At 70.8% G+C, this 26,116-nt stretch carries 23 protein-coding genes and 1 other RNA gene; 14 read left to right on the forward strand and 10 right to left on the reverse strand.

All coding sequences use genetic code 11. From position 1 onward, the window contains the following. Nucleotides 1–95 precede the first annotated feature (95 nt). From hflC to AAHG03_RS07835, 5 genes are all read right to left on the reverse strand, one after another. Nucleotides 96–1,049, reverse strand: coding sequence for a protease modulator HflC (gene hflC, locus AAHG03_RS07815; protein WP_342149991.1), 954 nt, complete (start codon nt 1,047–1,049; stop codon nt 96–98). Beyond that, on the reverse strand, nt 1,046–2,200 hold the full coding sequence (gene hflK, locus AAHG03_RS07820; RefSeq protein WP_342149993.1) for an FtsH protease activity modulator HflK: 1,155 nt from the start codon (nt 2,198–2,200) through the stop codon (nt 1,046–1,048). The genes hflC and hflK overlap by 4 nt, the downstream gene beginning before the upstream one ends. A gap of 218 nt (nt 2,201–2,418) precedes the next feature. Further along, entirely contained in the window at nt 2,419–2,916 is a 498-nt protein-coding gene (locus AAHG03_RS07825) for a dihydrofolate reductase (protein ID WP_342149994.1), read from the reverse strand. After that, nucleotides 2,916–3,710, reverse strand: coding sequence for a thymidylate synthase (locus tag AAHG03_RS07830; protein ID WP_342149996.1), 795 nt, complete (start codon nt 3,708–3,710; stop codon nt 2,916–2,918). The genes AAHG03_RS07825 and AAHG03_RS07830 overlap by 1 nt, the downstream gene beginning before the upstream one ends. A 46-nt stretch (nt 3,711–3,756) precedes the next feature. After that, complete coding sequence (locus AAHG03_RS07835) at nt 3,757–4,623, reverse strand: CPBP family glutamic-type intramembrane protease (protein WP_412759725.1); 867 nt, start codon at nt 4,621–4,623, stop codon at nt 3,757–3,759. Between the two features lie 42 nt (nt 4,624–4,665). Here AAHG03_RS07835 and ssrA point away from each other — a divergent pair. The 14 genes from ssrA (at nt 4,666) to AAHG03_RS07905 (ending at nt 22,511) form a co-directional block, all read left to right on the forward strand. Then, nucleotides 4,666–5,041: a transfer-messenger RNA gene (ssrA, locus tag AAHG03_RS07840) on the forward strand. A gap of 57 nt (nt 5,042–5,098) precedes the next feature. Beyond that, complete coding sequence (locus tag AAHG03_RS07845; RefSeq protein WP_342149999.1) at nt 5,099–5,740, forward strand: SspB family protein; 642 nt, start codon at nt 5,099–5,101, stop codon at nt 5,738–5,740. Between the two features lie 284 nt (nt 5,741–6,024). Continuing rightward, complete coding sequence (locus AAHG03_RS07850) at nt 6,025–7,143, forward strand: efflux RND transporter periplasmic adaptor subunit (RefSeq protein ID WP_342150000.1); 1,119 nt, start codon at nt 6,025–6,027, stop codon at nt 7,141–7,143. A 1-nt stretch (nt 7,144) separates the two neighbouring features. Then, complete coding sequence (locus AAHG03_RS07855; protein ID WP_342150001.1) at nt 7,145–10,279, forward strand: efflux RND transporter permease subunit; 3,135 nt, start codon at nt 7,145–7,147, stop codon at nt 10,277–10,279. A gap of 204 nt (nt 10,280–10,483) precedes the next feature. Then, nucleotides 10,484–10,972, forward strand: a complete 489-nt coding sequence (locus tag AAHG03_RS07860; protein ID WP_342150003.1) for a Ros/MucR family transcriptional regulator — start codon at nt 10,484–10,486, stop codon at nt 10,970–10,972. A gap of 98 nt (nt 10,973–11,070) precedes the next feature. Beyond that, on the forward strand, nt 11,071–11,574 hold the full coding sequence (locus AAHG03_RS07865) for a chemotaxis protein CheW (RefSeq protein WP_342150005.1): 504 nt from the start codon (nt 11,071–11,073) through the stop codon (nt 11,572–11,574). Beyond that, the gene (locus AAHG03_RS07870) at nt 11,571–13,013 is read left to right on the forward strand and encodes a CheR family methyltransferase (RefSeq protein ID WP_342150007.1); all 1,443 of its coding nucleotides are present in this window, start codon (nt 11,571–11,573) and stop codon (nt 13,011–13,013) included. Before AAHG03_RS07865 ends, AAHG03_RS07870 begins: the two co-directional genes overlap by 4 nt. Then, nucleotides 13,010–13,525, forward strand: coding sequence for a chemotaxis protein CheW (locus AAHG03_RS07875; protein ID WP_342150008.1), 516 nt, complete (start codon nt 13,010–13,012; stop codon nt 13,523–13,525). Before AAHG03_RS07870 ends, AAHG03_RS07875 begins: the two co-directional genes overlap by 4 nt. 47 nt (nt 13,526–13,572) lie before the next feature. Beyond that, the gene (locus AAHG03_RS07880) at nt 13,573–15,246 is read left to right on the forward strand and encodes a methyl-accepting chemotaxis protein (RefSeq protein WP_342150010.1); all 1,674 of its coding nucleotides are present in this window, start codon (nt 13,573–13,575) and stop codon (nt 15,244–15,246) included. A gap of 6 nt (nt 15,247–15,252) precedes the next feature. Continuing rightward, nucleotides 15,253–17,469, forward strand: a complete 2,217-nt coding sequence (locus AAHG03_RS07885) for a hybrid sensor histidine kinase/response regulator (RefSeq protein ID WP_342150011.1) — start codon at nt 15,253–15,255, stop codon at nt 17,467–17,469. Between the two features lie 35 nt (nt 17,470–17,504). Continuing rightward, a complete protein-coding gene (gene cheB / locus AAHG03_RS07890) occupies nt 17,505–18,566 on the forward strand; it encodes a chemotaxis-specific protein-glutamate methyltransferase CheB (RefSeq protein WP_342150012.1) in 1,062 nt (353 codons plus the stop codon). After that, a complete protein-coding gene (locus tag AAHG03_RS07895; protein ID WP_412759726.1) occupies nt 18,563–20,296 on the forward strand; it encodes a response regulator in 1,734 nt (577 codons plus the stop codon). The genes cheB and AAHG03_RS07895 overlap by 4 nt, the downstream gene beginning before the upstream one ends. Next, a complete protein-coding gene (locus AAHG03_RS07900; protein ID WP_342150013.1) occupies nt 20,293–22,161 on the forward strand; it encodes a response regulator in 1,869 nt (622 codons plus the stop codon). The genes AAHG03_RS07895 and AAHG03_RS07900 overlap by 4 nt, the downstream gene beginning before the upstream one ends. Nucleotides 22,162–22,337: 176 nt before the next feature. Then, nucleotides 22,338–22,511: a metallothionein gene (locus tag AAHG03_RS07905; protein WP_183564086.1), complete on the forward strand. Its 174-nt coding sequence runs from the start codon at nt 22,338–22,340 to the stop codon at nt 22,509–22,511. Between the two features lie 3 nt (nt 22,512–22,514). Here the strand turns inward: AAHG03_RS07905 and AAHG03_RS07910 are convergent, their stop codons facing one another. The 5 genes from AAHG03_RS07910 to AAHG03_RS07930 all read right to left on the reverse strand — a co-directional run bounded on the left by AAHG03_RS07910 (nt 22,515) and on the right by AAHG03_RS07930 (nt 26,112). Continuing rightward, complete coding sequence (locus tag AAHG03_RS07910) at nt 22,515–23,399, reverse strand: SMP-30/gluconolactonase/LRE family protein (protein ID WP_342150015.1); 885 nt, start codon at nt 23,397–23,399, stop codon at nt 22,515–22,517. A gap of 247 nt (nt 23,400–23,646) precedes the next feature. Next, nucleotides 23,647–24,561 carry an NAD(P)/FAD-dependent oxidoreductase gene (locus AAHG03_RS07915; protein WP_342150016.1) on the reverse strand — a complete coding sequence of 305 codons (915 nt, stop codon included), beginning with the start codon at nt 24,559–24,561 and terminating at the stop codon, nt 23,647–23,649. Nucleotides 24,562–24,625: 64 nt separating this feature from the next. Next, nucleotides 24,626–24,961 (reverse strand): Grx4 family monothiol glutaredoxin, encoded by a 336-nt coding sequence (gene grxD / locus AAHG03_RS07920; RefSeq protein WP_056243117.1) that lies wholly within the window; start codon nt 24,959–24,961, stop codon nt 24,626–24,628. A gap of 8 nt (nt 24,962–24,969) precedes the next feature. After that, nucleotides 24,970–25,854 carry a DUF29 family protein gene (locus tag AAHG03_RS07925; RefSeq protein WP_342150017.1) on the reverse strand — a complete coding sequence of 295 codons (885 nt, stop codon included), beginning with the start codon at nt 25,852–25,854 and terminating at the stop codon, nt 24,970–24,972. A gap of 21 nt (nt 25,855–25,875) precedes the next feature. Further along, entirely contained in the window at nt 25,876–26,112 is a 237-nt protein-coding gene (locus AAHG03_RS07930; protein ID WP_091944311.1) for a BolA family protein, read from the reverse strand. Nucleotides 26,113–26,116 lie beyond the last annotated feature (4 nt).

Here is a 26,116-nt window from a genome sequence, read left to right on the forward strand (position 1 = left end):
CCCGATCAAGGTGCCGGCCGCGGATGCCGCAGTGGTCTCTCTAGTGCCGCATCGACTTTTTCCGAAAGCCGGTGTCCACCTTTCGGGTCGATGCTCTAGCGCACCGTCCCCGTCGTGCCGGGGCTCGCGTCGGACTTCGCCGCGTCGCCCTTCGCCTCGGGCTTACGCCCCTGCGGATCGGCGAAGTAGCGGAAGAAGTCCGAGTTCGGGCTCAGCACGAGGCGGGTGTCCTGACCCTTGAGCGCGTGCTCGTAGGCCTGCATCGAGCGGTAGAAGGCGAAGAAGTCGGCGTCCTTGCCGAAGGCCTCGGCGAGGATGCGGTTCTTGTCGGCCTCGCCCGCACCGCGCAGCTCCTCGGCCTTCTGGTTGGCCTCGGCCAGGATCACGGTGACGTCGCGGTCGGCCTTGGCGCGGATCAGGGTCGCGGCCTGATCGCCGTTGGCGCGGATGTCGGTCGCCTCCTTCTTCCGCTCCGAGGTCATACGGTCGTAGACCGCCTGACTGTTCTTGGCGGGGAGATCGACGCGGGTCATGCGCAGATCGACGATCTCGACGCCGAGCCCCTTGGCCTCGCGGTTCACGCTCTCCTGGATGTCGTTCATCAGCTGGGCGCGGTCGGTCCGCACCAGCGCGTCGCGGCTGGAGCGGGCGAGTACGTTGCGGAGCGCCGAGTTGGTGAAGCTCGCCAGACGTTGGTTGGCCTGGGGAATCGTGCCGACCGACTGGTAGAACTTCAACGGATCGACGATGCGGTAGCGGGCGAAGGCATCGACTTCGAGGTTCTGCCGGTCTGCGGTCAGCAGGGGCTGCACCGGCAGGTCGAGGTCGAGCACGCGCTTGTCGAACAGCACCACGCTGTCGACGAACGGCACCTTGAAGTAGAGGCCCGGCTTGTTCTGGCCGACGGGGTTCAGCACGTCGCGGACGCGGCCGAGCTGGAGCACCAGCGCCTGCTGCATCTGCCCGACGGTGAAGACCGAGGCGTAGAGGCCGACGGCGATCGCGGCCGCGATCACCATCAGGCCCGTGCGGAGGGCGGGATTGTTCATCGGCTCGTCGCTCCGCTCGCAGCAGGGGCCCGCAGGGTGTCGGTCAGGGGCAGGACCGGCAGCACGCCGGCCGCCGCCCCGGCGCCGGACACGCCGGAGCCGTTCTGATCGATGATCACCTTGTTCACGGAGCCGAACACCTTCTCCATCGTCTCCAGGAAGATGCGCTCGCGGATCACCGCGGGCGCGGCCTTGTAGGATTCGTACACTTGGCTGAAGCGGGCGGCCTGACCGGTCGCGTCCGCGGTCGCCTGGGTGCGGAAGGCTTCGGCGCCCTGCACCACCTGGCTCGCCTTGCCTCGGGCCTGGGGCACCTCGCGGCTGGCGTAGGTCTCGGCCTCGTTGCGCACCTGCTGGGCGTATTGCTGGGCGGCGTTCACATCGATGAAGGCCGGGCGCACTTCCGGCGGCGGGTTGACGCTGGTGAGCTGCACCACCTCGATGCGCACGCCCGCGCCGTACTCGTCCAGCGCCGATTGGAGGATCTCCTTGACCTCCTGGGCGATGCTCGACTGCTCGTTCGTCAGGATCGGCTGAATGTTGCGCCGGCCGATCACCTCGCGCATGGCGCTCTCGGCGATGGCCTTGATGGTGCCGTCGGGGTTGGCGAGGTTGAAGACGTAGTCCTCGGCCTTCAGCGGGTTGACGCGCCACTGCACTTCGAAGTCGAGATCGACGATGTTCTCGTCGCCGGTGAGCATCAGGCTCTCTTCCGGCACGTCGCGGGTGCGGGTGGTGCCGCCGGCGACGTAGCCGATCGGGATCGAGTTCACGACGCCGACATTCGGCTTCTGCACGGTGCCGATCGGGTAGGGGAAGTTGTAGCGCAGGCCCTCGCCCGTCGAGCCGGTGTAGCGCCCGAAGATCGTGTTGATGCCGACCTCGTTCGGCTTCACGATGTAGAAGCCGGTGAGCAGCCACGCGCCGACCACGAGGCCCGCCGCGATCAGGAGGCCCTTGCCGCCGCCGAAGCCGCCGCCGGGCATCACGCCGCGCAGGCGGTCCTGTCCGCGCCGGAGCAGATCCTCGAGATCGGGAGGCGTCTTGCCGCCGCCCCCGCCACCCCAGGGACCGCCGCCGTTACCGCCGCCACCGCCGCCGGGCCGGCCCCAGGGGCCGCCACCGCCGCCGCTCTGATTGCTCCAAGGCATTCTCGACGTGAACTCCTGCTCAGGCTGCGCCGGCACGGCGCGACGATTTTCTCAAGCCGCGAGAACGCGTTTACCGCAGCCTCGGAACACGCCGCGCACCAGAGTGGCCGCGGGCATTCCTGTCAAGGCTGGCAGGTGGGCGCGGGCGCCGTCAATGGCAACCGCAACCACCGGCTCATCCCCCGCCGGGGCCCTGCGGCCAATGCGCCCCGGTTCGTTCAACGGCCGGACCGGCGCTCCCAATCCACGAAGTGGAAAGGAAACTCGTCGCGCTCCCCCGCCGGATGACGCTCCCGCAGCGTCTCGTGAAACTGCGAGCGGTCGAACTCGGGGAAATGCACGTCGCCCTCGGGCGCAGCCTCGACCTCGGTGAGGTGGAGCCGGTCGGCGTACGGCAGGGCGAGTGCGTAGATCTCGGCCCCGCCGACCACCATCAGTTCGTCTTCGCCCGCCGCCGCCACCGCCTCGTCCCAGGAATGCACGATCTCGGCACCGGGGATCGTCAGGGCGCGGTCGCGGGTCAGGACCAGGCTGCGCCGGCCCGGCAGCGGCCGGCCGATCGAGTCCCAGGTCTTGCGGCCCATCAGGATGGGCTTGCCGAGCGTCAGCGCCTTGAAGCGCTTGAGGTCGCTCGACAGGCGCCAGACGAGGCCGTTGTCGCGGCCGATCACGCCGTTCTCGGCGATTGCGGCGATGAGGGAGACGCGGGAGGCCATCAGACCGCCACCGGGGCCTTGATCGCGGGATGGGGCGCGTAATCCTCGATGGCGATGTCGGCGAACGTGAAGTCGAACAGGGAACGGACCTCCGGGTTGAGCCGCAGTTTCGGCAGGGCCTTGGGTTCGCGCGAGAGCTGGAGCCGGGCCTGATCGAGGTGGTTCACGTAGAGATGCGCGTCGCCGAAGGTGTGGACGAAGTCGCCCGGAGCGTATCCGGTCACCTGCGCCATCATCGCGGTCAGCAGGGCGTAGCTCGCGATGTTGAACGGCACGCCGAGAAACACGTCGGCCGAGCGCTGGTAGAGCTGGCACGAGAGCCGCCCGTCGGCGACGTAGAACTGGAACAGGCAGTGGCACGGCGCCAGCGCCATCCTGTCGAGGTCGGCCGGGTTCCAGGCTGAGACCACGAGGCGGCGCGAATCGGGGTTGCGGGCGATCTCGTCGAGCACCCAGGCGATCTGATCGACCGTGCCGCCGCCGGGCTTTTCCCACGAGCGCCACTGGCGCCCGTAGACGGGGCCGAGATCGCCGGCCTCGTCCGCCCACTCGTCCCAGATCGTGACGCCGTTCTCGCGCAGGTAGCGGACGTTGGTGTCGCCCTTCAGGAACCACAGCAGCTCGTGGATGATCGAGCGCAGATGCAGCTGCTTCGTCGTGACGAGGGGGAAACCCTCGGCGAGGTCGAAGCGCATCTGGTGGCCGAACACCGACAGTGTACCGGTGCCGGTGCGGTCCTCCTTGCGGGTGCCACCCTCGAGGATGCGGGTCAGGAGATCGTGATACGCGCGCATGTCCGCTCCGGTCTGACGGGGCGCGCGGCGGATGTCGAGTCGCGGCTCACTTCAGCGTAAACCAGCCGAGCTGGTAGGTGACCAGCGCGAGATTGCTCCAGGCGTGGAGCAGGATGCAGGGCCAGAGCCGGCCGGTGCGCCAGCGCAGCCAGCCGAGGGTGAGCGCGAGCGGCAGCAGGGTCAGCGGCCGGGCCAGCGCGTTGAGGGCGGTGGCGTTCCGGGGCGCCGGCTCCAGCCCGACATGGGCGAGGCAGAAGATCAGCGCCGTGACCACGATGGTCGCCGCCGGCCCGAGGAAGGCGCTGGCGCGGGCATAGACCTCGCCGCGCAGCAGCAGTTCTTCCGCCAGCGGCGCCAGCAGGACGACGAAGGCGAACCACAGGACGATCATCGTGGAGGACAGGAACGGCGAGATGCGCACGCCGTGCCCGAAATTGACGTTGAGCGCCGCCGCGGTCGCGGTCACCCAGGCGATGTGGATCAGCGGCCAGAGCGGCAGGAGCCAGAGCAGCCGCCGGGTCGAGGCGCGCGGCAGCGCCGGTTCCGCGAAGCCGAGACGGCGACCCAGGGCGCCCGGCCCGGCACCGCGGCAGGCGAAGGCCGCGAGCCCGACGACGAGGAGCGCCATCAGCACCTGGCGCAACGCATCGGTGACGACGCCGCGGGCGGCGAGTTCGGCCAGCGGCAGGCGCGGGCGCAGCTGCGTCGGCATGAACGGATCGATCCCGAGGCGCCAATCGCCGACGAGCCGCACCAGCGGACCGGCGACGAGCGTCGCGGCGACGAGGATCGCGAGCGGCACGAGCACCAGCCCGAGCATGCGGGCCAACCACGCGACCGGGGCGCTGGCGAGGGTGATCCGGGGCGATTCGGGGACGAAATGCGCGTTCGGGCCACCCTCGGGGGGCGGCAAATCGGCCACGCTTCCAGCGCGGAGCGGGTCTGAGCGCGGATCGCTCTTCAAAACCGCCGTCGGCCCCTCTATATTCGCCTTGCCGGTCGCAAGGCCGGCTATGGCGATAAACGTTCTTCGCAATAAACCTATCGGACCCGGGGGCGGTACCCGGCGCCTCCACCCGAACCCAGGACCGATGGCCGCATGGTCGCGATGCTGGGTTCCGGCGGGGGCGAAATAGGATCGACGAGGGCGTAAAGGGAGCACTTTCGCTCGGCATGGTTCCGCCGTTATCGGGCCTTTGCAATAGTTGCCAACGACAACTTTGCTCCGGTGGCTGTCGCCGCGTAAGCGGTGCCAAAAACCGACCTAAAGTCCTAGCGGGTAGCACCGTTTAGGCGGGGTTCGGAGGTACCTGGCAACAGAAACCTCCACTCAATTTCCACGTCCCGGCGCTGCCGCCCTCCGGCCGTGACCGGACAAGCGAGCGCCGATGGCCGAAGATCTGATCCGTTACGATCTCCTGGTTCAGGATGCCCTGCGCGGCGTCGTGCGCAAGGTGCTGACCGACGCGGCCCGCGAGGGGCTCTCGGGCGAGCACCACTTCTACATCTCGTTCCGCACCGAGGCGCCGGGCGTGCGCATGTCGCAGCGCCTGCGCGAGAAGTACCCGCAGGAGATGACGATCGTCCTGCAGCATCAGTTCTGGGACCTGAACGTCACCGAGCACACCTTCGAGGTCGGCCTGTCCTTCTCCGGCGTGCCCGAGCGGCTGCTGATTCCCTACGACGCGCTGTCGGGCTTCTTCGACCCCTCCGTCCAATTCGGCCTCAAGTTCGACCTGAACGAGGGGACCGAGGCCGAGGATACCGCCGAGGCGCCCGCCGCCGCGCCGAAGCCCGGCCCCCGCGGCGCGGCCTCCGAGCCCGCCGAGATCAAGCCGAAAGGCACCGGCCTCGCCCCCGTCGCCGCCGGCCCGAAGATCGTCCCGGCCCTGCCCATCGCCCGCGAGGCGAAGGAGGCCGAGGACGGCGGCAAGGCCAAGGACCCGGCGAAGCCCGAAGCCGCCGAGAAGGGCGACAAGGAAGCGAGCGCCGAGGTCGTCAGCCTCGATGCGTTCCGCAAGAAGAACTGAACCGGTCATCCAACCCCACCCCCTCATCCTGAGGTGGCGACGCGAAGCGGCGCCCTCGAAGGAGGGCTCCAGAGATCGCTGAGCGAGCTGGAGCCCTCCTTCGAGGCCGCTTCGCGGCACCTCAGGATGAGGGGGATGGGTGGGATACGGCGGGCAGGCCGTTTACCGCAGCAACGCAAAATTCTGCGATGGCGACCCGCGGTCGGGCAATTTCGGTATCCAAACCCGGGATCATTCGGTAATCCAACCTGACGGCACCGGGCCGTCGGCGGGAGGATGCGCGGGTGAAGGGGCGGGGCAGCTCACAGGCTTGGCTCGTCGTCGCCCTTGTGCTGGCGCTGGGGGGCCTCGTTCTGGCCCTCGAACCGCGGGTCGTGAGCCGCCTGCCCGATCTCGACGGCCTTTTCGCGAGATTTGCCGAGAAGCCGGCCGCCGCTCGCGCGCCGGCAGTTCAGCCCGAAGCCAAATCTGAGGCCAAGCCGGTCCAGCGCACGGCGCTCGAGAACGGTCGCATCGTCGTCAAGCTCGATGCCGACGAGCGCGCGCGCATCGGCGTCGAGACGCGGAAGGTCGTGCCGGGCAGCCACCGCATCGAGATCCAGGCCTACGGCTCCGTGCTCGATCTCGCCCGCGTCACCGAACTCACCAACGCCTATGCCAGCGCCCAGGCCGCGCTCCAGACCGCCCAGGCCAAGGCCGAGGTGTCGCGCAGCGCGTTCCAGCGCGCGCGCAACCTCGGCGCCTACGCCACGCAGGTGCAGGTCGAGACCGCGGAGGGAACCTACCAGACCGATCAGGCCACGCTCTCGGCGGCGCAGTCGCAGCTGCGCACGCTCGCGGCCACCGCCCAGCAGGAATGGGGCCCGGTGATCGGCAAGGCGATCGTGGAGCGCTCGCCCACGGTCACGCGGCTGATCGAGCGCACCGACTTCCTCGTGCAAGTGACGCTACCGCCGGGCGAGACCCTGAAGGGGCGGCCCGACACGGCGTTTGCCGAGGTGCCGCCGCAGAGCGAGCGGGTGGCGCTGCGCTACGTCTCGCCCGCGACCCGCACCGATCAGCGCATCCAGGGCATGAGCCTGTTCTACCTCGTCGCCGGCGACAGCGGCCTGCTGCCGGGCCTCAGCACGCTCGCCTTCATCACCGGCGACCGGGCGGCGCAGGGCATCCTCGTGCCCGAGGACGCGGTGGTGCATTGGCAGGGCGGGGCGTGGTTCTACCGCGAGGTCGGCGAGGACGGCTTCGCCCGCCATCCGCTGCCGCCGAACGCCGCGATGTCGGCCGATTCCTACGTGGTCGGCGATCTCGCGGAGGAGACCGAGATCGTCGTCGGCGGCGCGCAGGCGCTGCTGTCCGAGGAGGCGAGGGCGCAGGCGCCCGCGCCGATGGACGACGACGACTGAGATGGCCGAGTCTCCGGCCGTACCACACACGGGCCCCCAGGCCGCCCTCGTCGCCTTCGCGGTGCGCTTTCCCGGCGTGGTCCTGGCGCTCTGCCTCGCGCTGCTCGTCTACGGCGTCATGGCGCTGGGGGAAGCCAAGTACGACGTCTTCCCGGAATTCGCGCCGCCCACCGTCTCGGTCCAGACCGAGGCGCCGGGCCTGAGCCCGGAGCAGGTCGAGGTCATCGTCACGCAGACGGTCGAGGGCGCGATCAACGGGCTGCCCGGCATCGCGTCTCTGCGGTCCACCTCGATCCAAGGCCTGTCGGTCGTCACCACCACCTTCACCACCGGCACCGACATCTACCGGGCGCGCCAGCTCGTGAACGAGCGCCTCGCCACCATCGCGAGCCGCCTGCCGCAGGGCGTCATGGCGCCGACCATGACGGCGCTGACCTCGTCCACCGGCACCGTGCTCGTGCTGGGCCTCACCTCGCAGACGCGCTCGCTGCTCGATCTGCGCACCGTCGCCGACTGGCGCCTGCGCCTGCGCCTGCTCGCCGTCCCCGGCATCGCCGAGGTGCTGGTCTACGGCGGCGATCTCCGCTCGATCCAGGTGCAGGTGCGCCCGCGCGACCTGATCCGCTTCGGCATCGGCCTCAACGACGTGCTGTCGGCCGCCCGCAAGGCGACGGGCGTGCGCGGCGCGGGCTTCGTGGATACGTCCAACCAGCGCATCGCCCTGCAGACCGAAGGCCAATCGCTGACGCCGGAGGAAGTCGCCCGCACGGTGCTGGTCAACGAGGGCGGCGCCAGCGTCACGCTGGGCGACGTCGCCGACGTGCGCGACGCCCCCGAGCCGCCGATCAGCGCGGCGCAGATCGACGGCGTACCCGGCGTGATGCTCTCCGTCGGCGCGCAGATCGGCGCCAACACGGTCGAGGCCACCGCCCGCGTCGAGGCCGCGCTCGCCGAACTGCGCCCCGGCCTGGAACGCGAGGGCATCCAACTGCGCACCGACCTGTTCCGGCCGGCGAACTTCGTCACCGTCGCCAACGGCCACGTGATCCAGGCACTGACGCTCGGCGGATTGCTCGTCGTCGTCGTGCTGTTCCTGTTCCTGCTCGACTGGCGCACCAGCCTCATCAGCGCGGTGGCGATCCCGCTCTCGCTCATCGCCGCGGTCGCGGTGCTCGCCGCACTCGGCGAGAGCCTCAACGCGATGACGCTCGGCGGGCTCGCCATCGCTATCGGCGAAGTCGTGGACGACGCGGTGATCGGCGTCGAGAACGTGGTGCGGCGCCTGCGCGAGAACCGCCGTCTGGACGCCCCACTGCCGGGCCCGACCGTCGTGTTCGACGCCGTAATGGAGGTGCGCACCTCGGTCGCCTACGCGACGCTCGCCGTGCTCCTCGTCTTCCTGCCCGTGCTGGCGCTGACGGGGGTCGCCGGTCGCCTGTTCGGGCCGCTGGCGCTGACCTACATCCTCGCCGTCATCGCCTCGCTTGCGGTGGCGCTGACGCTGACGCCCGCGCTCGCCGTGCTGTTGCTGGCCCGCCGCAAGCGGCTGCCGACCCACGATCCGCTGCCGATGCGCGCCTCGCGTGCCGCCTACATGCGGCTCCTCGCGCGCATCGACCGCGCGCCAAAGACCATCATGGCGATGGGGCTCGCCGCCGTCATCGCCGCAGGCGCCGCGGTGCCGTTCCTCGGGGGCGCCTTCCTGCCCGACCTGAAGGAGGGCCACCTCATCCTGCACATGGCGGCGGCGCCGGGCACCTCGCTGGAGCAGTCGCTGCGGCTGGGTCAGCACATCACGCAGGCGCTGAAGCAAGTGCCCGGCGTGCGCGCCGTCGCCCAGCAGGTCGGGCGGGCGGAAGCCGGCTACGATGTCGGCGGCACGCATTACAGCGAGATCCATATCGATCTCACCGCCGGCCTCGACGGCGCGGGCCAGGAGGAGGCCGAGGCCGGCATCCGCGCGCTGATGGCCCGGACGCCGGGCGCGGGCTTCTCGCTCAAGACCTTCCTGACCGAGCGGATCGAGGAGACGGTCTCAGGGTTCACCGCGCCGGTCGCCGTCCACGTCTTCGGCAACGACCTTGCCGCGATTGAGGCCGCCGCCCGCGATGTCGCCCGCGAACTCGCCGAGGTCAGGGGCGCCGCCGACGTGCAGGTGGTCTCGCCCGCGGGGCTGCCGCAGATCAACGTGTCGCTGCGCGCCAACGATCTGCGCCACTGGGGCCTCGACGCCGTCGAGGTCTTGGAGATCGTCCGCACCGCCTATCAGGGCGATGTCGTCGGCCAGACCTACCAGGGCAACGCCGTGTTCAACGTCACGGTCATCCTGGAGAAGGCCGTCCGCACCCGGCTGTCGAGCCTCGGCGATCTGCCGATCCGGGTGCGCGGCGGCAGCTTCATTCGGCTCGCCCAAGTCGCCGACATCTACGAGACCTCCGGCCGCTACGCCGTTCAGCATATCGGCGCGCAGCGGGTGCAGACGATCACCTCGAACGTCGAGGAGCGCGATGTCGCCTCCTTCGTCGAGGCGGCCCGGCGCAAGCTCGCCAAGGAGGTGAAGCTGCCGCCGGGCGTCTATGTCAGCTTCGCGGGTGCCGCCGAGGCCCAGGCCAAGGCGCGGCGCGACCTGATCGCCTATTCGGCGCTCGCCGGTCTCGGCATCGTCGTGCTGCTCGCCGTCGTCACCGGCTCGACCCGCAACCTGATCCTCGTGCTGGTCAACCTGCCCTTCGCCTTCGTCGGCGGGGTCGCCGCGGTCGCCGCCACCGGAGCGGTGGTCTCGCTCGGCTCCATCGTCGGCTTCGTGACGCTGTTCGGCATCTCGCTTCGCAACACCATCATGATGGTCTCGCATTACGAACACATCACCGCGGTCGAGGGACGGGTCTGGGGCCGCGTGGCGGCGATCGAGGGCGCGGCAGATCGTCTCGTGCCGATCCTGATGACCTCGCTGGTCACGGGCCTCGGCCTGCTGCCGCTGGCGCTCGGCGCGGGCGAACCGGGCCGCGAGATCGAGGGGCCGATGGCGCTCGTGATCCTCGGCGGCCTCGTCACCTCGACGGTACTGAATCTCCTGATCCTGCCGACGCTGGCCCTGCGCTACGGCCGCTTCGGCGCCCCGCGCCCGGCCGTCTGAATCGCTGCTTCGTTACCCGCGCCGGCTCGAACTGGATCGAAGTGTCTTGCATTTGACGGATTACGCTCCCCCCGGCCTCTCGACTTGAGTGTTTTGGTCCCAATAACCCACAACGCAAACGTAGTTTTTTAAATTGCTCCCTTGCGTCTTCGTGCGACCCGTATGATCTTGGCGCCCGAGGGGCCCAAGGAGCGGACAAGCAGGATGACGGAAGAGAGTCAGAAATCGTTCAACGACTTCGTGGAACTGGCGAGTGACATCGTCTCCTCCTACGTGTCGAACAACTCAGTGCCCGCGTCCGAGCTTCCCGGCCTGATCATCAACGTTCACGCAGCCTTGACCGGGCTCGGCGGCCCGACCGCGGCGGCCGCCCCGGCGGAGGAGGCGATCGAGAAGCCGACCCCGGCGCAGGTCCGCAAGTCCGTGACCCCGGACGCGATCATCAGCTTCATCGACGGCAAGCCCTACAAGACCCTCAAGCGCCATCTCGGCACCCACGGTCTCGACCCGTACTCGTATCGCCAGCGCTACAACCTGCCGAACGATTACCCGATGGTGGCTCCGAACTACGCCGCGCAGCGCTCGGCGCTCGCCAAGTCGATCGGCCTGGGCCGCCCCGGCGGTCGCATCGAGGAGCCGGAGCCCCAGCCCGAGACCACGAAGCCGTCTCGCTCGCGCCAGAAGGTCGCCTGAGCCCACGGCGCGACGCGTTTCCGGGTCGCGACCGTTGTTCTACATCCCGTGCCGGACCGCTCCTCGGGGCGGCCGGCGCTTTCGATTCGGGGCAAGGCATGGCGGGCGCGGCCCATCTCATCGTGGACGTGGCCGGCACGCCCTGCGCCCTGCCGCAGGCCGACATCCGCGAGATCCTGCCGCTGCCGCGCCTGCACGCGCCGCCGACCGTCGGCGGGCCGGTGGCGGGGCTGCTCGATCTCGGCGGCGAGCCGGTGCCGGTGGTGGACCTCGCGGTGCTGTTCGGCCTGCGCGACGAGGCGGCCACCGACGACCCTTATCGCCATATCGTGCTGGCCCGGGGCCGCCCGCTCGGCCTGCTGGTGGACCGGGCGCTGGACGTCGTGACCGTGGCAGGCGGCAGCCTCAAGCCGGTCGATCCGGCGCGCAGCCTGAACGGCTGCGTCGTCGCCGAGTTCGCCCACGGCAAGGGTCTCGTCCATCTGCTGTCGCTCGACTGCGTCCTGACTTTCGAAGAGCGGGCGCGGCTCGACGCCTTCGCCCTGAGCGCCCGGCAGCGGCTCGCCCGGTTCGGGAGCCCCGAGGCTGCCCGACCCGCGTGACGCGCCCGCCCGAACGCGCGCGCCGCGCCGCGACCCATGCCGACGATCCGGGCTTTGCCGCGCTCAAGGAGCGGGTGATCGCGCGCACCGGCCACAGCTACTATTCCGACAAGGACGACCTGCTGCACGACCGGGTGCGGCGGCGGCTCAAAGTCTGCGGCCTGCCCGACTGCACCGCCTACCTCGCCCGCCTCGAAGGCCCCGGCGGGCGCGACGAGTGGGCGGCTTTGGAAGCCGAGATCACGATCGGCGAGACCTTCTTCTTCCGCTACGCCGAGCAGTTCGAGGCGCTTCGCGCCCGCATCCTGCCCGACCTGATCGCCGCGCGCGCCGATGTCCGCGCTTTACGCATCTGGAGCGCGGGCTGCTCGACCGGGGCCGAACCCTACTCGGTGGCGATCCTCGTGCGCGACCTGCTCGGAGAGGCGCTGCCGGAGTGGTCGGTGACGATCCTCGGCACCGATCTGAGCGTCGAGGCGCTCGCCACCGCCCGCCAGGCCGAGTTCGGCCCCTGGGCGCTGCGGACGCTGGACGAGGCCGACCGCCTGCGCTGGTTCCGGCGTCAGCCGGCCCGGCCCGGCCGCCCGCACGGCTCCTACGCCCTGCGGCCGGTCTATCGCCGGATGGTCCGGTTCGAGCGCCAGAACCTGCTCTCGCTGATCGAGGGCCCGCAGCCGGCGATGGGCACGAACTTCGACCTGATCCTGTGCCGCAACGTCCTTATCTATTTCAACGCCGAGCACGTGAACGGCATCGTCCGGGCGCTCGGCCAGCGGCTCCAGCCCGGCGGCTGGCTGCTGATCGGCCACGCCGAGCCCAACCCGGCCTTCGCGCAATGGCTGGAGCCGGTGGCGCTGCCCGGCACCGTCGCCTACCGGCCCGCGGGCACGGAAACCGGCGAGGCGCCGCCCGCGCCGCAGCCGTTCCTGCCGTGGACACCGGAGGCCCCGCCCGCCTTCGTGCCACCGACGCTCCCCGAACCGCCTCCAGCGCCGGTCGCTCCGCCGCAGCCGGTCCCGGACATCGAGGCTCCGGCAGCGGCCGACCTCCTCGAAGAAATCCGAAGACTCGCGGATGCGGGCGAGACCGCGCAGGCGTGGCGGCTCCTTCAGGAAGAAATCGGCGGGCGCGGCACCGATCCGGCCCTGCGCTACTACGAAGGTCTGCTGACGCTCGATCTCGGCCGCGAGGCGGAGGCCGAGCGGGCGTTGCGGGGCGCGCTGTTCCTCGACCGCGGCTTCGTCATGGCGCATTACCAGCTCGGCCTGCTGCTCGCCCGGCACGGGCGGCGGGAGGAGGCCATGCGCGCCCTCGACAATGCGCTACGCCTCGCGCAAGGACTGCCGCCCGAGACAATCCTGCCCGAAGGAGACGGCGTGAGCGCCCATCGCCTGGCCGAGAACGTGCGGCGGCTCCTCGCGAGCGGGCCCGCCGCATGAAGGCGGCCCTCGAGGCGCAACGCGACGCCCTGCTCGACGCCCGCGCGGCGGCGCTCGCCGCCCGCTCGACGCAAGCCGAGCGCACGGTCGAGACTGAAGGCTTCCTCGTCTGCGCCTGCGGGTCCGAGCGCATCGGCCTGCCGCTCGCCGCGGTCGCGAGCGTGACCCCGCTGCCGCCCTGCACCGCGCTTCCCGGCGCGCCGACGACTTTACGCGGCATCTGCGCCATATCCGGCACCATCGTCAGCGTGCTCGACTTGTCCGCCTGCCTCGGCCTCGGCACGGGCGCGGAGGACAGCCATCTCGTGCGGCTGCGGGCGCAGGAGCCGGCGATGGCGCTGGCCGTGGACCGCGTCGTCGGCATCGCCCGCATCGAGGCACGGCCCGCCGACGCCCTGGGAGACGGCGCGCTTCTGGGCTATGTCCCGCCGGGCTCCGACCGGACCGGCGATGTCCGCGACGGCTTCTCGATCCTCGACCTGCCGGCGCTGCTGGCCCGCTTCCTCACCTGACGGCCCGGCCCTTCCGGCCGGCCCCGCACCGGAGCCTTCGAACGCCCGTGTCGCTCTCGATCGGAAAACGCATCCTCTTCGGCTTCGTGGCCGCGAGCCTGATCGTGGCGCTGCTCGGCGCCTACGCCCTGCGCCAGATCGCGACCGTGCGCGACGTGACCGATACCATCGTCGGCCGCGACATCGGCGTGCTGCGCCAGCTCGACGATCTCGGCAACGTCTCGCGCAACATGGGGCTCGTGCGCCGCAACGCGGTGATCGCGGTGCTGGCCTCGTCGCAGGGCAATGCGCAGCGGCAGGACGACTATCTCGGCAGCTACCGCCAGAACGCCGGCGAGCTGGAACGCCTGCTCGGCATCGTCGCGGCGGAGGTGAAGGAATACCGCGCCGCCGCGATCTCGCCGGAGCGCGCCTCCGCCTGGATCCGCTTCGGCAGCGTCATCGACGAGGTGAACGAGAGCTTCAAGCAGGTGCGCACCGCGAGCGAAGTGCAGTTGCAGGCCGTCGCCGCCAAGGACATCGCCGCGGTCGAGGGCCGCAACGACGAGATCAACCGCCTGCACGACGGCCTCTTGCGCAGCATCGGCAACGCCCGCACCGCGCTCGACGGCGTGATCGCGGTCGGCCAAGCCAGCGTGCGCGAGGTCTACGAGGCGAGCCGCCTGTCGATCGGCATCACCGTCATCGCCTCGGTGATCCTGTCGATCCTCGTCACCATCCTGATCAGCCGCGCCGTGGTGCGCCCGCTGGAGACCGTCATGCGCTTCGTCGAGCGCATCGGCGCGGGCGACCTGACCGGGCGCATCGAGCGCACCGGCCGGGACGAGATCGGCCGCCTCAGCACGACGCTGAACGGCATGGCCGAAGGGCTCGCCGACCTCGCCCGCACCAACCGCGCCGCCACCGCCGACCTCAACGCGGCGGCAGCCGAAATCCGCGCCTCGGCCCAGGAGCAGGCAGCGAGCGTCGAGGAACAGTTCGCCGCCGTGCAGGAGACGGCCGCGACGGTGGACGAGATCACCCATTCGGGCGCGCAGATCTCCAAGCGCGCGAGCGAGGTCATCGCCACGGCCCAGGCCGCCGCGCAGACCGCCCGCTCGGGGCTGCGCGCCGCCACCGACACCGCGAAGGCGATGGACTCGATCCGCGAGCAGGGCGAGGCGGTCGCGGGCAACATCGTGGCTTTGAGCGAGAAGACGCAGGCCATCGGCGAGATCATCGTCACGGTCAACGACATCTCGGAGCGCACGCATCTCCTCGCGCTCAACGCCGCCATCGAGGCGGCGGCGGCGGGCGAGGAGGGCCGCAGCTTCGCGGTCGTCGCCTCGGAGATGAAGCTCCTGGCCGATCAGGCCAAGCAGGCGACCGTGCAGGTGCGCGGCATCCTCGGCGAGATTCAGCGCGGCATCAACGCGTCCGTCATGCTGACGGAGGAGGCGGTCAAGCGCGCCGCCGCGGGCAAGACCCGCACCGACTCGACCGTGCGCACCATCGAGGAGATGGCCGCCCGCGTCGAGGAGGGCGTCCAGACCTTCCAGCAGATCGTGGCCTCGACCAACCAGCAGCAGCTCGGCATCGAGCAGGTGATGGGCGCGCTCCAGAACATTCGTCAGGCGAGCCAGCAGACCGCCGCCGGCACCCGCGAGGTCGAGACCGCGTCGGCCAACCTCACCGAGCTGGCCCAGGGGCTGATGGCTTTGGCCGAGCGCTACCGGCTCTAAAGCCACATGGACATCCGCCAACTGCTGCTGGCCGCCTTCGAGGTCGAGCACCGCGAGCATCTCGAAGCGATCCGCGCCGCGCTCGCCGCCGAGGGCGGCGTCGATTGGCACGACGTCTTTCGCCGCGCCCACAGCCTGAAGGGCGCGGCGCGCGCCGTCGATCTGCCGCCGGTCGAGGCGGTGGCGCATCAGCTGGAGGCCCTGTTCGAGCGCATCAACACCGGCCAGCATCCCCTCGACCGGGAGGCGCGCGCCGCGACCCATCTCGCGCTCGACCGGATCGAGGCGTTCGTCGCCGCGGGCGGCTCGGCGGCGATGCCGGACGACGCGCTCGCCGCACTCGCCGCCTGCCTCGACCCGTCCGCGCCCAAGCCCGCCCCGGAGCCCGAACCGGCACCCGCGCCGCCGCCCGCCTCGTCGCCGCCCCCCGCGCCGGAACAGTCGGCGGGCGAGCCCTCGCTCGCGGTCCTGCGCGTGCCCGCCGCCGCCGTCGAGGCGCTGACGCGGGCAAGCCACGGGCTCTGGGCCGCGCTGCCGGGCCAGACGGCCGCGGCCGAGCGCGCGACCCGGCTGACGGCGCAGTTGCGCGACATGCGCCGCCGCTCCGAGGCCGCCCAGCGCCCCGGCGAGACCGGGGGGCTCGCCGACGCCGCAGCGCTCCGCCGGGCGCTCGCCGACATCGAGGCCGGGCTCGGCGCACTGGCCCGCGAAGCCTCCGATCTCGCGCTCGGCCAAAAGGCCGCCAACCTCGCCGTCGAGACCGCCGCCGCCCGCGTGCGCGAGGAGGCCGAGCGTCTCGCCCTCGTTCCCGCCGAGACCGTGTTCGGCGGGCTCGCCCGGATGGTGCGCGACCTCGCCCGCGCCGAGGGGCGCGACGTGGAGGTGAGCGCCCGCGGCCTCGATCTCCCGGTGGAGCGCGCCATGCTCCAATCGCTCAAGGACCCGGTGCTGCACGCGCTGCGCAACGCGCTGAGCCACGGCGCCGAGCCGCCCGAGACGCGCCGCCGCGCCGGCAAGCCGGACGCGCTGTCGATCCTCCTCAGCGTCGAGGCGCAGGGCGGACGCCTCGTCATGGGCATCCACGACGACGGGCGCGGACCCGACCTCGCAGCGATCGCCGCGACCGCCCGCCAGCGCGGTCTGCTCGCCCCCGGCGACGAGCCCGACGCGGAGGCACTGCTCGCCCTGCCGTTCGAGCCCGGCTTCTCGACGGCGGGCACGGTGGACGCGCTGTCGGGGCGCGGCATGGGCCTCTCGGTCGTCGCCGAAGTCGCGCGCGCGCTGCACGGGCAGGTTAGGCTCGCCCCGCGCACCCCGCACGGCACCTCGCTGATCCTGACGCTGCCGCTCTCCGCCGCCCGGCGGTCCGTTGTGATCGTCGAGGCCGGCGGCACCCGCTACGCCCTGCCGAGCGGCGCCGTCGAGGCGCTGACCCGGCTCGACCCGGATGCGCTCGAGACCGTGGCGGGACGCCCGGTCGTCCCGGTCGAGGGCGACGCGGAGCGCACCGGCACCACGCCGCCCGTCGCCTCGCTCAGCGCCCTGCTCGGCGTGCCCGAAGCCGCGCGGGACAGCGCGACGGTGCCGGCCCTGCGCCTACGCGGCGCGCAGGGGCGCTGCGTCGTCACCGTCGATGCGTTGCACGACGTGCGCCGGCTGCTGGTGCTGCCGGCCCCGCCCTTCGGCGTCGATCCGGCGCTCGTCACCGGCACGGTGGTGCTCGGCACCGACACCCCCGCCCTGGTGCTCGACCCCGACGGCCTCCTCGCGCGGCTCGGACAAGCCGGCCCGAGGGCTTCCCAGAACCGTACGAAACCATACAATTCGACGGACGGAACGATGGCGGAGACGCGGCGTTCGACGATTCTCGTTGTCGATGACTCCATCACGACCCGCACCCTGGAGAAGAGTATCTTGGAAGCGGCGGGCTACCGCGTCATCGTCTGCGTCGATGGACAGGAGGCGCTCGACCGCCTGCGGGCGCGCATCGAGCCCGTCGATTGCGTCGTGGCCGACGTCGAGATGCCGCGCCTCGACGGCTTCGGCCTCGTCGAGGCGTTGCGCCGGGAGGAGGATTTCGGGCGCCTGCCCGTCGTCCTGATGACCTCGCGCGGCGACGAGGCGGACGTGGCCCGCGGCCTCGAACTCGGCGCCGACGCCTACCTCACCAAGCAGAAATTCGACCAGCGCGAGCTTCTGGACACCATCGGTCAGCTGCTGTGAGCCGGGGAAGCGACCTTTCCGCGCCCAAGGGGCGCGTGCGCGTGCTGGTGGTCGAGGATTCGCTCGTCGTCCGGACGCTCCTCACCCACATCATCGGCCGCGATCCGCGGCTCGAACTCGCGGGCGCGGTCGAGTCCGGCGAGGCGGCGCTCGCCGCCCTCGACACCGTGCGGCCCGACGTGATCTCGATGGACATCCGGCTGCCCGGCATCGACGGACTGGAGACGACGCGCCGCATCATGGCCGACCGGCCGACGCCGATCGTCGTCATCGCCGATTCGGTCGAGGATTCCTCGCTCAAGATCTCGATGAACGCGCTCAGGGCCGGTGCCCTGTCGGTGGTCGAGAAGCCGGTGGCGACGACGAACGACGGCTACGACGCGGTAGCGGGGCAGATCTGCACGCAGCTGCGCATCATGGCCGCCGTTCCGGTCATCCGCCGCCGCCCCATCGGCGCCGAATGGGCCGCGCGCAAGACCGCGCCTGCGGCCGAGCCGCCGCCTCTCTTCGAGCCGGTCTCGGCCACCCCCAGCGTGCTCGCCATCGCAGCCTCCACCGGCGGCCCGCCCGCCTTGGCAAAAGTGATCGGCGGGCTTGCCGCCGACTTCCCGCTGCCGGTGCTGCTCGTCCAGCACATGGGCGCGGCCTTCATGGAGGGCTTTGCCAGCTGGCTCGACGGCGTGGTGGCGCTCCCGGTGGGGCTCGCCCGCGACGGCGAGATGATGGCGCCGGGCCGCGTCTACGTCGCGCCGGGCGACCGGCATCTCGAACTCGGTTCGGGTGGCGTGCTGCGCGTGAGCGACGCCGCCCCGGTCGGCGGCCAGCGCCCGGCCGCGACCGTGCTGTTCGCTTCCGTCGCCCGCCAAGCGGGCCCGCAGGGGATCGGCGTGCTGCTCACCGGCATGGGCGAGGACGGCGCCACCGGCCTCCTCGACATGCGCCGGGCCGGCGCCGCCACGGTCGCCGAGCACGAGAGTTCGGCCGTGGTCTACGGCATGCCGGCGGCAGCCGTGCGGCTGTCCGCGGCCTCGCGGGTGCTGCCGCTCGATCAGGTCGCGCCGCATCTCCTCCGCCTCGCGCAGGGGAGGCCGGCATGAGTGCAGGCATGAGCGCGGGTGTGGCCGAGGCGGCGGCGCGGGAGCACCGCCTGCTGCTGGTGGAGGATTCCGAGACCCAGGCGCTCGAACTGCGGCTCCAGCTCGAAGCGCAGGGCTTTTCCGTCGAGCGCTGCGCCACGGCGGAAGCCGCGCTCGATCTCCTCAACACCGACCTGCCCGACCTCGTCGTCGCCGACCATCACCTTCCGGGGATGAACGGCGACGAGTTCACCCGGCAGATGCGCCTGTCGCTGCGCACCCGCGCGCTCCCCGTCGTCATGCTGACGAGCGCCCGCGACGGCGAGCGTCACGGCTTCGAGAGCGGCGCCGACGCCTATGTCGAGAAATCCGCCGACCGCGACCTGCTCGTCCTGCGCATCCGCGCCCTGCTGCGCGAGCGCAAGAGCGGCGCCGCGGAAGGCCCGTCCGGCGCCGCCTTCCGCCGGGGCCGGGTGCTGATCGTCGATGGCAGCGCTACCTACCGGGCCTTCTTCACCGGCCTGCTCTCGCAGGAGGGCCACACCGTCGTGGCCGCCGCCGACCGTGCCGCCGCGCTCGCGGCGCTGGACGAGCCGGAGGCGAGCTTCGACTGCGTCACCCTCGACCTCGTCGGCAGCCCCTATGACGGCATCGCGCTCTGCACCGAGATCGGCGCGCGCCGCCTCAAGCAGGGGGAGGCCGACGGCGCGGGCTTCCCGCTGATCGGCATGGCCGGGGCCAAGCCCGACAAGAGCCTGCTGGTGGCGGCCTTCGCCGCGGGCGCCGACGATGTGGTGTCGAAGGCCGACGGCGAGGTGCTGGCGATGCGGGTGCGCGGCCTCGTGCGCCGCCGCCTGCTCGAAGAGGACAACCGCCGCATCTCCGGCGAATTCGGCGACCGCGAGCGCGCCGTCGAGCGCGCCCGCGCCGAAGCGGAAGCCGCCGCCGCCCGCGCGGCGCTGGCCGACGCGCTCCAGCAGGCCAACCGCGATCTGGAGGACGCCAACCGCAAGCTGACCGAGGCGCAGGCCAAGCTGGTCCAAGCCGCCAAGATGGCCTCGCTCGGCGAGCTGGTCGCGGGCATCGCCCACGAGATCAACAACCCGCTCGCCTTCATCCTGGCCCACCAGGGCACCGTCGAGCGCATCCTGGGTGAGCTGCCCGCCCCGGAAGCCCCAGACAGCGCGCGTGCGTTGACCAAAGCCCGCGACCGCGTCGGCTCGATGCGGCTCGGCCTCACCCGCATTCAGGACCTCGTCCTGAACCTGCGAAAATTCTCGCGCCTCGACGAGGGCGAGCGCGGCCTCGTCAACGTGCCCGAGGCCATCGAGACGGTGCTGGCGCTGATCCAGCACAAGCTCGGCACCCGCATCGCGGTCCGGCGCGACTTTTCGGGCCGGGCGGAGATTCACTGCACGCCCGCGCTCCTCAATCAGGTCGTGATGAACATCCTCGGCAACGCCGCCGACGCGATTCCCGGTGACGGCACCATCACGATCGCGACCGCGTCGGACGAGGAGACCGACACCATCCGCATCAGCGACACCGGCCCCGGCATTCCCGAAGACTTGCGGGAGAAAATCTTCGAGCCGTTCTTCACCACGAAGCCGGTCGGATCGGGCACCGGGCTCGGCTTGGCGATTGCTTACAGCGTGGTTCAGGCGCATAGCGGCTCGCTGACCGTGGAGACGGCCCCGGGTGGGGGCGCAAGCTTCGTCATCGGCATCCCGAGGCAGTCGGCAGCGGCATGAGCAGAGGCACGATCCTGGCCGTCGACGACGAGCCGGACATCCTGATCGCCCTCGAAGACCTGTTCGAGGACGAATATCGGGTGCTCACCTCGGCCAAGCCGGAGGAGGCACTCGAGATTCTGCGCGCCGAGCCCGACATCGCCGTCGTCGTCTCAGACCAGCGCATGCCCGGCATGACCGGCGACGCGCTGCTGGCCGAAGCCCGCCTGTTCCACGAGGCGCAGGCGATCCTGCTCACGGGTTATGCCGACATCTCGGCGGTGATCGCCGCGCTCAACCGCGGCGGCATCATCGGCTACGTCGCCAAGCCCTGGGACCCGACGCTGCTACGCGCCACCGTGCGCAACGCCTACGAGCGCCACCGCCTCGGCCGGGATCTCGCCACCGAGCGCGCCCTGCTGCGCGGCCTGCTCGACCACGCCGAGGAGGCGATCTCGTTCAAGGATGCGGGCGGGCGCTTCGTGCGCCTCAACGCCCGCAAGGCCGCGCTGATGGGCGGCGAGGTCGAGGCGAGCCTCGGCCGCACCGAGACCGCGATCACCGACACGCCCGAGGCGCACGAGACCGTGGAGGCCGACGCGCGCGCGGTGGCCGCGGGCGAGGCGGGCTCGACGGTGATCGCCCGCGGGGCGCTCGGCGCCGAGCGCTGGTCGCACGTCATCCGCGTGCCGATCCGCGGGCTCAACGGGGAGGTGACCCACCTCGCCACGATCGAGCGCGACGTCACCGAACAGAAGAGCCTGGAGGCGCGGCTCCGCCAATCGGACAAGATGCAGGCGCTCGGCACGCTCGCCGGCGGCATCGCCCACGACTTCAACAATCTGCTCACGGCCATCCTCGGCAGCCTCGAACTGGTGGGCCCGAAGATCGCCGACCAGCCGCGGGTCAAGCGCCTCGTCGACAACGCCACGGGCGCCGCGCAACGCGGCTCGGCCCTGACCAAGCGCCTCCTCAGCTTCAGCCGCTCGAACGACCTCAAGGCGCGCCCCGTCGATCCGAACGCGCTGATCGAGGGCATGAGCGCTCTGTTCGGATCGAGCCTCGGCAGCCTCGTCACCGTGGCGCGCGACCTCGACCCGGACACGCCGCGCGCTCTGGTCGATCCCGACCAGCTCGAACTCGCCGTGCTCAACCTCTGCATCAACGCCCGCGACGCCATGCCCGACGGCGGGCGGGTGACGATCATGACGCGGCGCGCCGACATCAGTGACGATCCCGACCTGCCCCCCGGCCCCTACGCCGTCGTCACCGTCACCGACGAGGGCACCGGCATCCCGCCCGAACTCTTGGAGCGAGTGTGCGAGCCGTTCTTCACGACGAAGGCGGTCGGCCAAGGCACGGGGCTGGGGCTCGCCATGGTGTTCGGCCTCGCCCAGCAGGCGGGCGGTCGCTTGCGCATCACCAGCGAGGTCGGCGTCGGCACCCGGATCGAGCTCGCCCTGCCGCAGGCCGGCGACGTGCCCGAGGCGGACGCCGTCGAACCCGCGCCGGAGGTGGCGACCGCCGCGGCGCCGGCCCGCATCCTCGTCGTCGACGACGACCCGGAGGTGCGCCACGTGACGGCGTCGTTCCTCAGCGGTTTCGGCTACACCGAGACCGAGGCCAAGGATGGGCGCACGGCGCTCGCCATGATGGAGGAGGGCGACGGGTTCGACCTCGTCGTGGCCGACCTCGCCATGCCCGGCATGACCGGCGTCGAACTCGCCGCCGCGATCCGCAGCCGCTTCGCCCACGTGCCGGTGCTCCTGCTCACCGGCCACGCCGAGGCCGTGCCGATTCCCGACGACCTGCCGGTGATGCAGAAACCGTTCGCCTCGGCCGAACTCGCCGCGCGGGTGTCCCAACTGTTGGCCGGCGGCGCCTGATCCTTTCCGTCGGCGTGAGGTTGTCTAGGCGGCCGAATTACCACTTCAGCCGCGTCCCGGCCGCCACATTCGCGCGAACTTAGCTTTGGATCGTTGCACTTACGCTTGGCCGGAACGAAGATCGTCCTGTTCCGGCCTGACCGGTTCGCGAAACGATTCTTCCCTAGGGGCCGATCATGACCAGTGTGAACGTCGAGATGGTGAAGTGCGCCTGCCCGGACTGCGTCTGCGTGGTCTCGCTCGAAGGCGCGGTGAAGCGCGAGGAGAAGGCGTTCTGCTGCGACGCCTGCGCCGACGGTCACCCCGAGAAGGACGGCTGCGACCACGCCGGCTGCACCTGCCACGGCTGATTTTCAGGGTAGCGGCAATTCGTAGAGCCGCGCCGGCAGGCCTCTGAACGGGGTCTCGACCTGGAACAGGTGACCGGCCATCGGATCGATGGCCGGATCGCGCCCGCGCAGGCAGGTCGTCACGTAGAGCGTCGTGAGGTCCGGGCCGCCGAAGGCGCATTTCGTGACCAAAGCCGTCGGGATCGGCACCACGCGCTCGATCGTGCCGTCGGGGCGGAAGCGCGTGATGCGCGAGGCGCCGTAATGGCAGATCCAGAGATGGCCCTCGGCGTCGAGCGTCAGGCCGTCGGGCTTGCCCCAGCCGTCCTCGAAGCGGATCAGCGGCTCCGCCGGACCGATCTCTTCGCTCTTCAGGTCATGGGTCCGCACGATGCCCTCGGCCGTATCGATGGTGTAGAGGCGCCGCCCGTCCGGGCTCGCCACCGGCCCGTTCGTGACCGCCGCGTGCCCGCCGAAGGTCACGAGGTTCTTGCCGTCGTAGCGGTGGTAGCTGCCGGTCTCGGCCTCCTCCGCGTCGTCCATGCTGCCGAAATAAAGGCAGCCGTCGGGGCCGATATTGCCGCTGTTGAGACGGTTGCCGGGCGGAAAATCGTCGGGGCGGACGATCGGGCGGCGCGTGCCGTCGGTGAGGTTCAGCGCCGCCACGCCCGAGCGGAAGCCCGCCACCACGATCTGCGGGTCCGGCGTCGGCAGGGCGAAGCTGAGCTTCTCGTCGAGGGCGATCCGCTTCGTCTCACCCGACCGCGTCCAATGCCGCCAGATCGCCGGGTTCTCGATATCGACCCAGAGCAACGAGGCGTCGCGCGCATCCCACAGCACTTCCTCCCCGAGGGTGCAGCCGCAGGCCACGGCGACGCGGACCGGATCGGGATGGGTCGTCGGGGTCATCGGGGCTCCAGGCGCGAGACGGCACGTACCGTTAACGCCGATCCGCACCGTTGGTCTCGAAGTCTCGGGACCTGTTTGGCGGGCTCGCCCCATTCATCACCCTCATCCTGAGGTGCGGAGCAAAGCGGAGCCTCGAAGGAGGGCTCCAGGGATCGCGCGACTGGCTGGAGCCCTCCTTCGAGGGCGCCGCTTCGCTCCGCACCTCAGGATGAGGGGATTGGGTAGGACGAGCCGGTCGACCAAGCTCTTAGCGGGTCTGCTCCGCAATGATCTCGGTGTTGATGGCGAAGGCCGCCATCGCGCCTTCCGCGGCGGCCACCACGGCGAACTGGACGCGGCGCGAGGCGTCGCCGGCCACGAACAGGCCCGGCACGTTGGTGCGCTCGTACTCGCGGGTCGGCACGACGCCGCGCCCCTCGTCGAGATCGCAGCCGAGTTGCGCGATGAGCGGGGAGGGGCTGCAGGCGAACGGCATCACGAACAGCGCCGCGCAGGGGATGTCGCTGCCGTCGCGGAAATGCAGGCGGTGCGGACGTGCTCCGTCGCCGTCGAGCCGCTCCACCGCCGCCTCGACCACGCGCACACCGTTGCGAGCCAGCCGTTCGCGGTCCTTGGCCGATAGATCGCCATCGCTGCCGTCGGTGCAGAGGGTGACGTCGCGGCTCCAGGCCGACAGTTCGAGGGCGAGCCCGCAGCCGCCGTGCCCGCGCCCGTAGATGGCGAGCGGCCGGTCGCGCACCTCGTAGCCGTCGCAATAGGGGCAGGAATGGACGCCCGTGCCCCAGTAGGTGTCGAAGCCGGCGACCGGCGGCAGATCCTGGCGCAGGCCGGTGGCGAGGATCATGCGCCTGGATCGCGCGCGTCGCCCGTCGGCGAGGCGCACGGAAAAACCGTCCCCGTCGCGGGAAGCGCCGGTCACCTCGATCTCGCGATGCTCGACGGTGTCGTAGCGGGAAAGGTCGGCCCGTCCTTTCGCCCGCAATTCGGTTGGCGGGGTGCCGTCGCGGGTGAACAGGCCCCAGGTGGCCGGGGTGTCGGCGTTGCGGGGCTTGTTTGCGTCGCAGATCAGCACGCGCCGCCGGGCGCGGCCGAGGATCAGGGCAGCGTTGAGACCGGCCGGGCCGCCGCCGACGATGATCACGTCGTAGGTCAAGTCATCCATGGAGCCTCCCGGGCTGACCCGGGAGACAAGTGTTCGGATAAAGAAGAGTTCAGTCGCAGCCTGCTCAGGCGGCGGACTTCACCGGCACGCCCTTCTCGGACAGGAACTGCTGCAGCTCGCCCGACTGGAACATCTCGCGGGCGATGTCGCAGCCGCCGACGAACTCGCCCTTCACGTAGATCTGCGGGATGGTCGGCCAGTTCGAGAAGGCCTTGATGCCCTCGCGGATGCCCATGTCGTCGAGCACGTTCACGCCCTTGAACGGCACGCCGAGGTAGTTGAGGATCTGCACGACCTGGCCCGAGAAGCCGCACATCGGGAATTGCGGCGTGCCCTTCATGAACACGACGACGTCCTGGGACGCGATCTCGTTCTGGATGGTGGTGTTGGTGTCAGTCATGGGTAACCTCAAGGCCTTTCGGTTGCTGTCATATCGCCGGTCGCGGCGAGCTTCTCAAGGAGGGCCGCCACGGTCAGGGCCTCCGTGGTCAGTTCCTCGAAGGTGAAGGGGCATGTCTGCGGCAGATTGCGGGGGAGGCGGGCGGCATACTCGGCGAGGTCGCCGGCCGCGGCCGTCATGCCTCGCTGCCAAGCGGCATCGAGATCGATCACTCGCCGCGTCGACGGCTTCGCTTCCTCTTGGAGTCGCTTCCTGAAAGCGGCGATCTCGACGCGCCAACGGTTGCGGCTCGGGGCGTCCGGGTCGGCCAACAGCTTCAAGAGATGCTCGAACAGCAGCTCCATCTTGCGGACCACGCCGCCGGTCTGCGAGCGGCCCACGTACAGAAGCTCCTCGATCAGGTCCGGCCAGTCGATCTGGCGCGACAGGGGATCGGACCGCTCGGCGAGGCGCACGAGCAAGGCTGCCTGCTGATGGCACCAAGCGGCTGTGTCGATCTCAATCGCGTCAGGCTGGCTGCGCCTGCGCTCGGCGAAAGCATGGATGTCGCGTGCGCGCCGTGCCGGGTCGGAGCCCACGGGGCGGGCAATCTGCAACCGGTCGAGCCACGTGTCGATGCCGCCCTCCGCATCCCATGCGTAGACACCGAGCGCCGCGCGGAGGGCCCGACGGTCGATGCGTCCGTCAGAGCCGAGAGACTTCGGGATCGCCTCGAACAAGCGCTCGTGGAGGCTGACAGCGAAGTCTTCCGGCGCGACGAGGTCGCGAAGTCCGTCGTAGGCCGAGGGGTTCGAGAGAACGGCCGCGAGCAGTTCACGCTCCCAGACCAACGCCTCCCCCCAGGTGGGAAGCGTCTGGGTATCCTCGATCAGAACTGAGGACGAATTGCTCATCGCCAGGCTCCAGGCGGAGCCCTAATCCTGGGGGACGCCCGTGGTCAGCGCAAGGGCGTGGAGCACGCCGCCCATGCGCCCCTGGAGCGCGCCGTAGACCATCTGGTGCTGGGCGACGCGAGTCTTGCCCTTGAAGGCGGCGGAGATGACGGTGGCGGCGTAGTGGTCGCCGTCGCCGGCCAAATCCTTGATCTCGACCTTCGCGTCGGGCAGCGCCTCGCGGATCATCGACTCGATCTCGTGGGCATCCATCGGCATGGGG

This window comes from Methylorubrum subtropicum (genome assembly GCF_038442325.1).
GTDB lineage: Bacteria > Pseudomonadota > Alphaproteobacteria > Rhizobiales > Beijerinckiaceae > Methylobacterium > Methylobacterium subtropicum.

Coding starts and splice junctions, on each gene's coding strand:
- hflC (WP_342149991.1), bottom strand. CDS start 1,049: ATGAACAATCCCGCCCTCCGCACGGGCCTGATGGTGATCGCGGCCGCG.
- hflK (WP_342149993.1), bottom strand. CDS start 2,200: ATGCCTTGGAGCAATCAGAGCGGCGGCGGTGGCGGCCCCTGGGGCCGG.
- AAHG03_RS07825 (WP_342149994.1), bottom strand. CDS start 2,916: ATGGCCTCCCGCGTCTCCCTCATCGCCGCAATCGCCGAGAACGGCGTG.
- AAHG03_RS07830 (WP_342149996.1), bottom strand. CDS start 3,710: ATGCGCGCGTATCACGATCTCCTGACCCGCATCCTCGAGGGTGGCACC.
- AAHG03_RS07845 (WP_342149999.1), top strand. CDS start 5,099: ATGGCCGAAGATCTGATCCGTTACGATCTCCTGGTTCAGGATGCCCTG.
- AAHG03_RS07855 (WP_342150001.1), top strand. CDS start 7,145: ATGGCCGAGTCTCCGGCCGTACCACACACGGGCCCCCAGGCCGCCCTC.
- AAHG03_RS07860 (WP_342150003.1), top strand. CDS start 10,484: ATGACGGAAGAGAGTCAGAAATCGTTCAACGACTTCGTGGAACTGGCG.
- AAHG03_RS07865 (WP_342150005.1), top strand. CDS start 11,071: ATGGCGGGCGCGGCCCATCTCATCGTGGACGTGGCCGGCACGCCCTGC.
- AAHG03_RS07875 (WP_342150008.1), top strand. CDS start 13,010: ATGAAGGCGGCCCTCGAGGCGCAACGCGACGCCCTGCTCGACGCCCGC.
- AAHG03_RS07885 (WP_342150011.1), top strand. CDS start 15,253: ATGGACATCCGCCAACTGCTGCTGGCCGCCTTCGAGGTCGAGCACCGC.
- AAHG03_RS07895 (WP_412759726.1), top strand. CDS start 18,563: ATGAGTGCAGGCATGAGCGCGGGTGTGGCCGAGGCGGCGGCGCGGGAG.
- AAHG03_RS07900 (WP_342150013.1), top strand. CDS start 20,293: ATGAGCAGAGGCACGATCCTGGCCGTCGACGACGAGCCGGACATCCTG.
- AAHG03_RS07905 (WP_183564086.1), top strand. CDS start 22,338: ATGACCAGTGTGAACGTCGAGATGGTGAAGTGCGCCTGCCCGGACTGC.
- AAHG03_RS07910 (WP_342150015.1), bottom strand. CDS start 23,399: ATGACCCCGACGACCCATCCCGATCCGGTCCGCGTCGCCGTGGCCTGC.
- AAHG03_RS07915 (WP_342150016.1), bottom strand. CDS start 24,561: ATGGATGACTTGACCTACGACGTGATCATCGTCGGCGGCGGCCCGGCC.
- grxD (WP_056243117.1), bottom strand. CDS start 24,961: ATGACTGACACCAACACCACCATCCAGAACGAGATCGCGTCCCAGGAC.
- AAHG03_RS07925 (WP_342150017.1), bottom strand. CDS start 25,854: ATGAGCAATTCGTCCTCAGTTCTGATCGAGGATACCCAGACGCTTCCC.
- AAHG03_RS07930 (WP_091944311.1), bottom strand. CDS start 26,112: ATGCCGATGGATGCCCACGAGATCGAGTCGATGATCCGCGAGGCGCTG.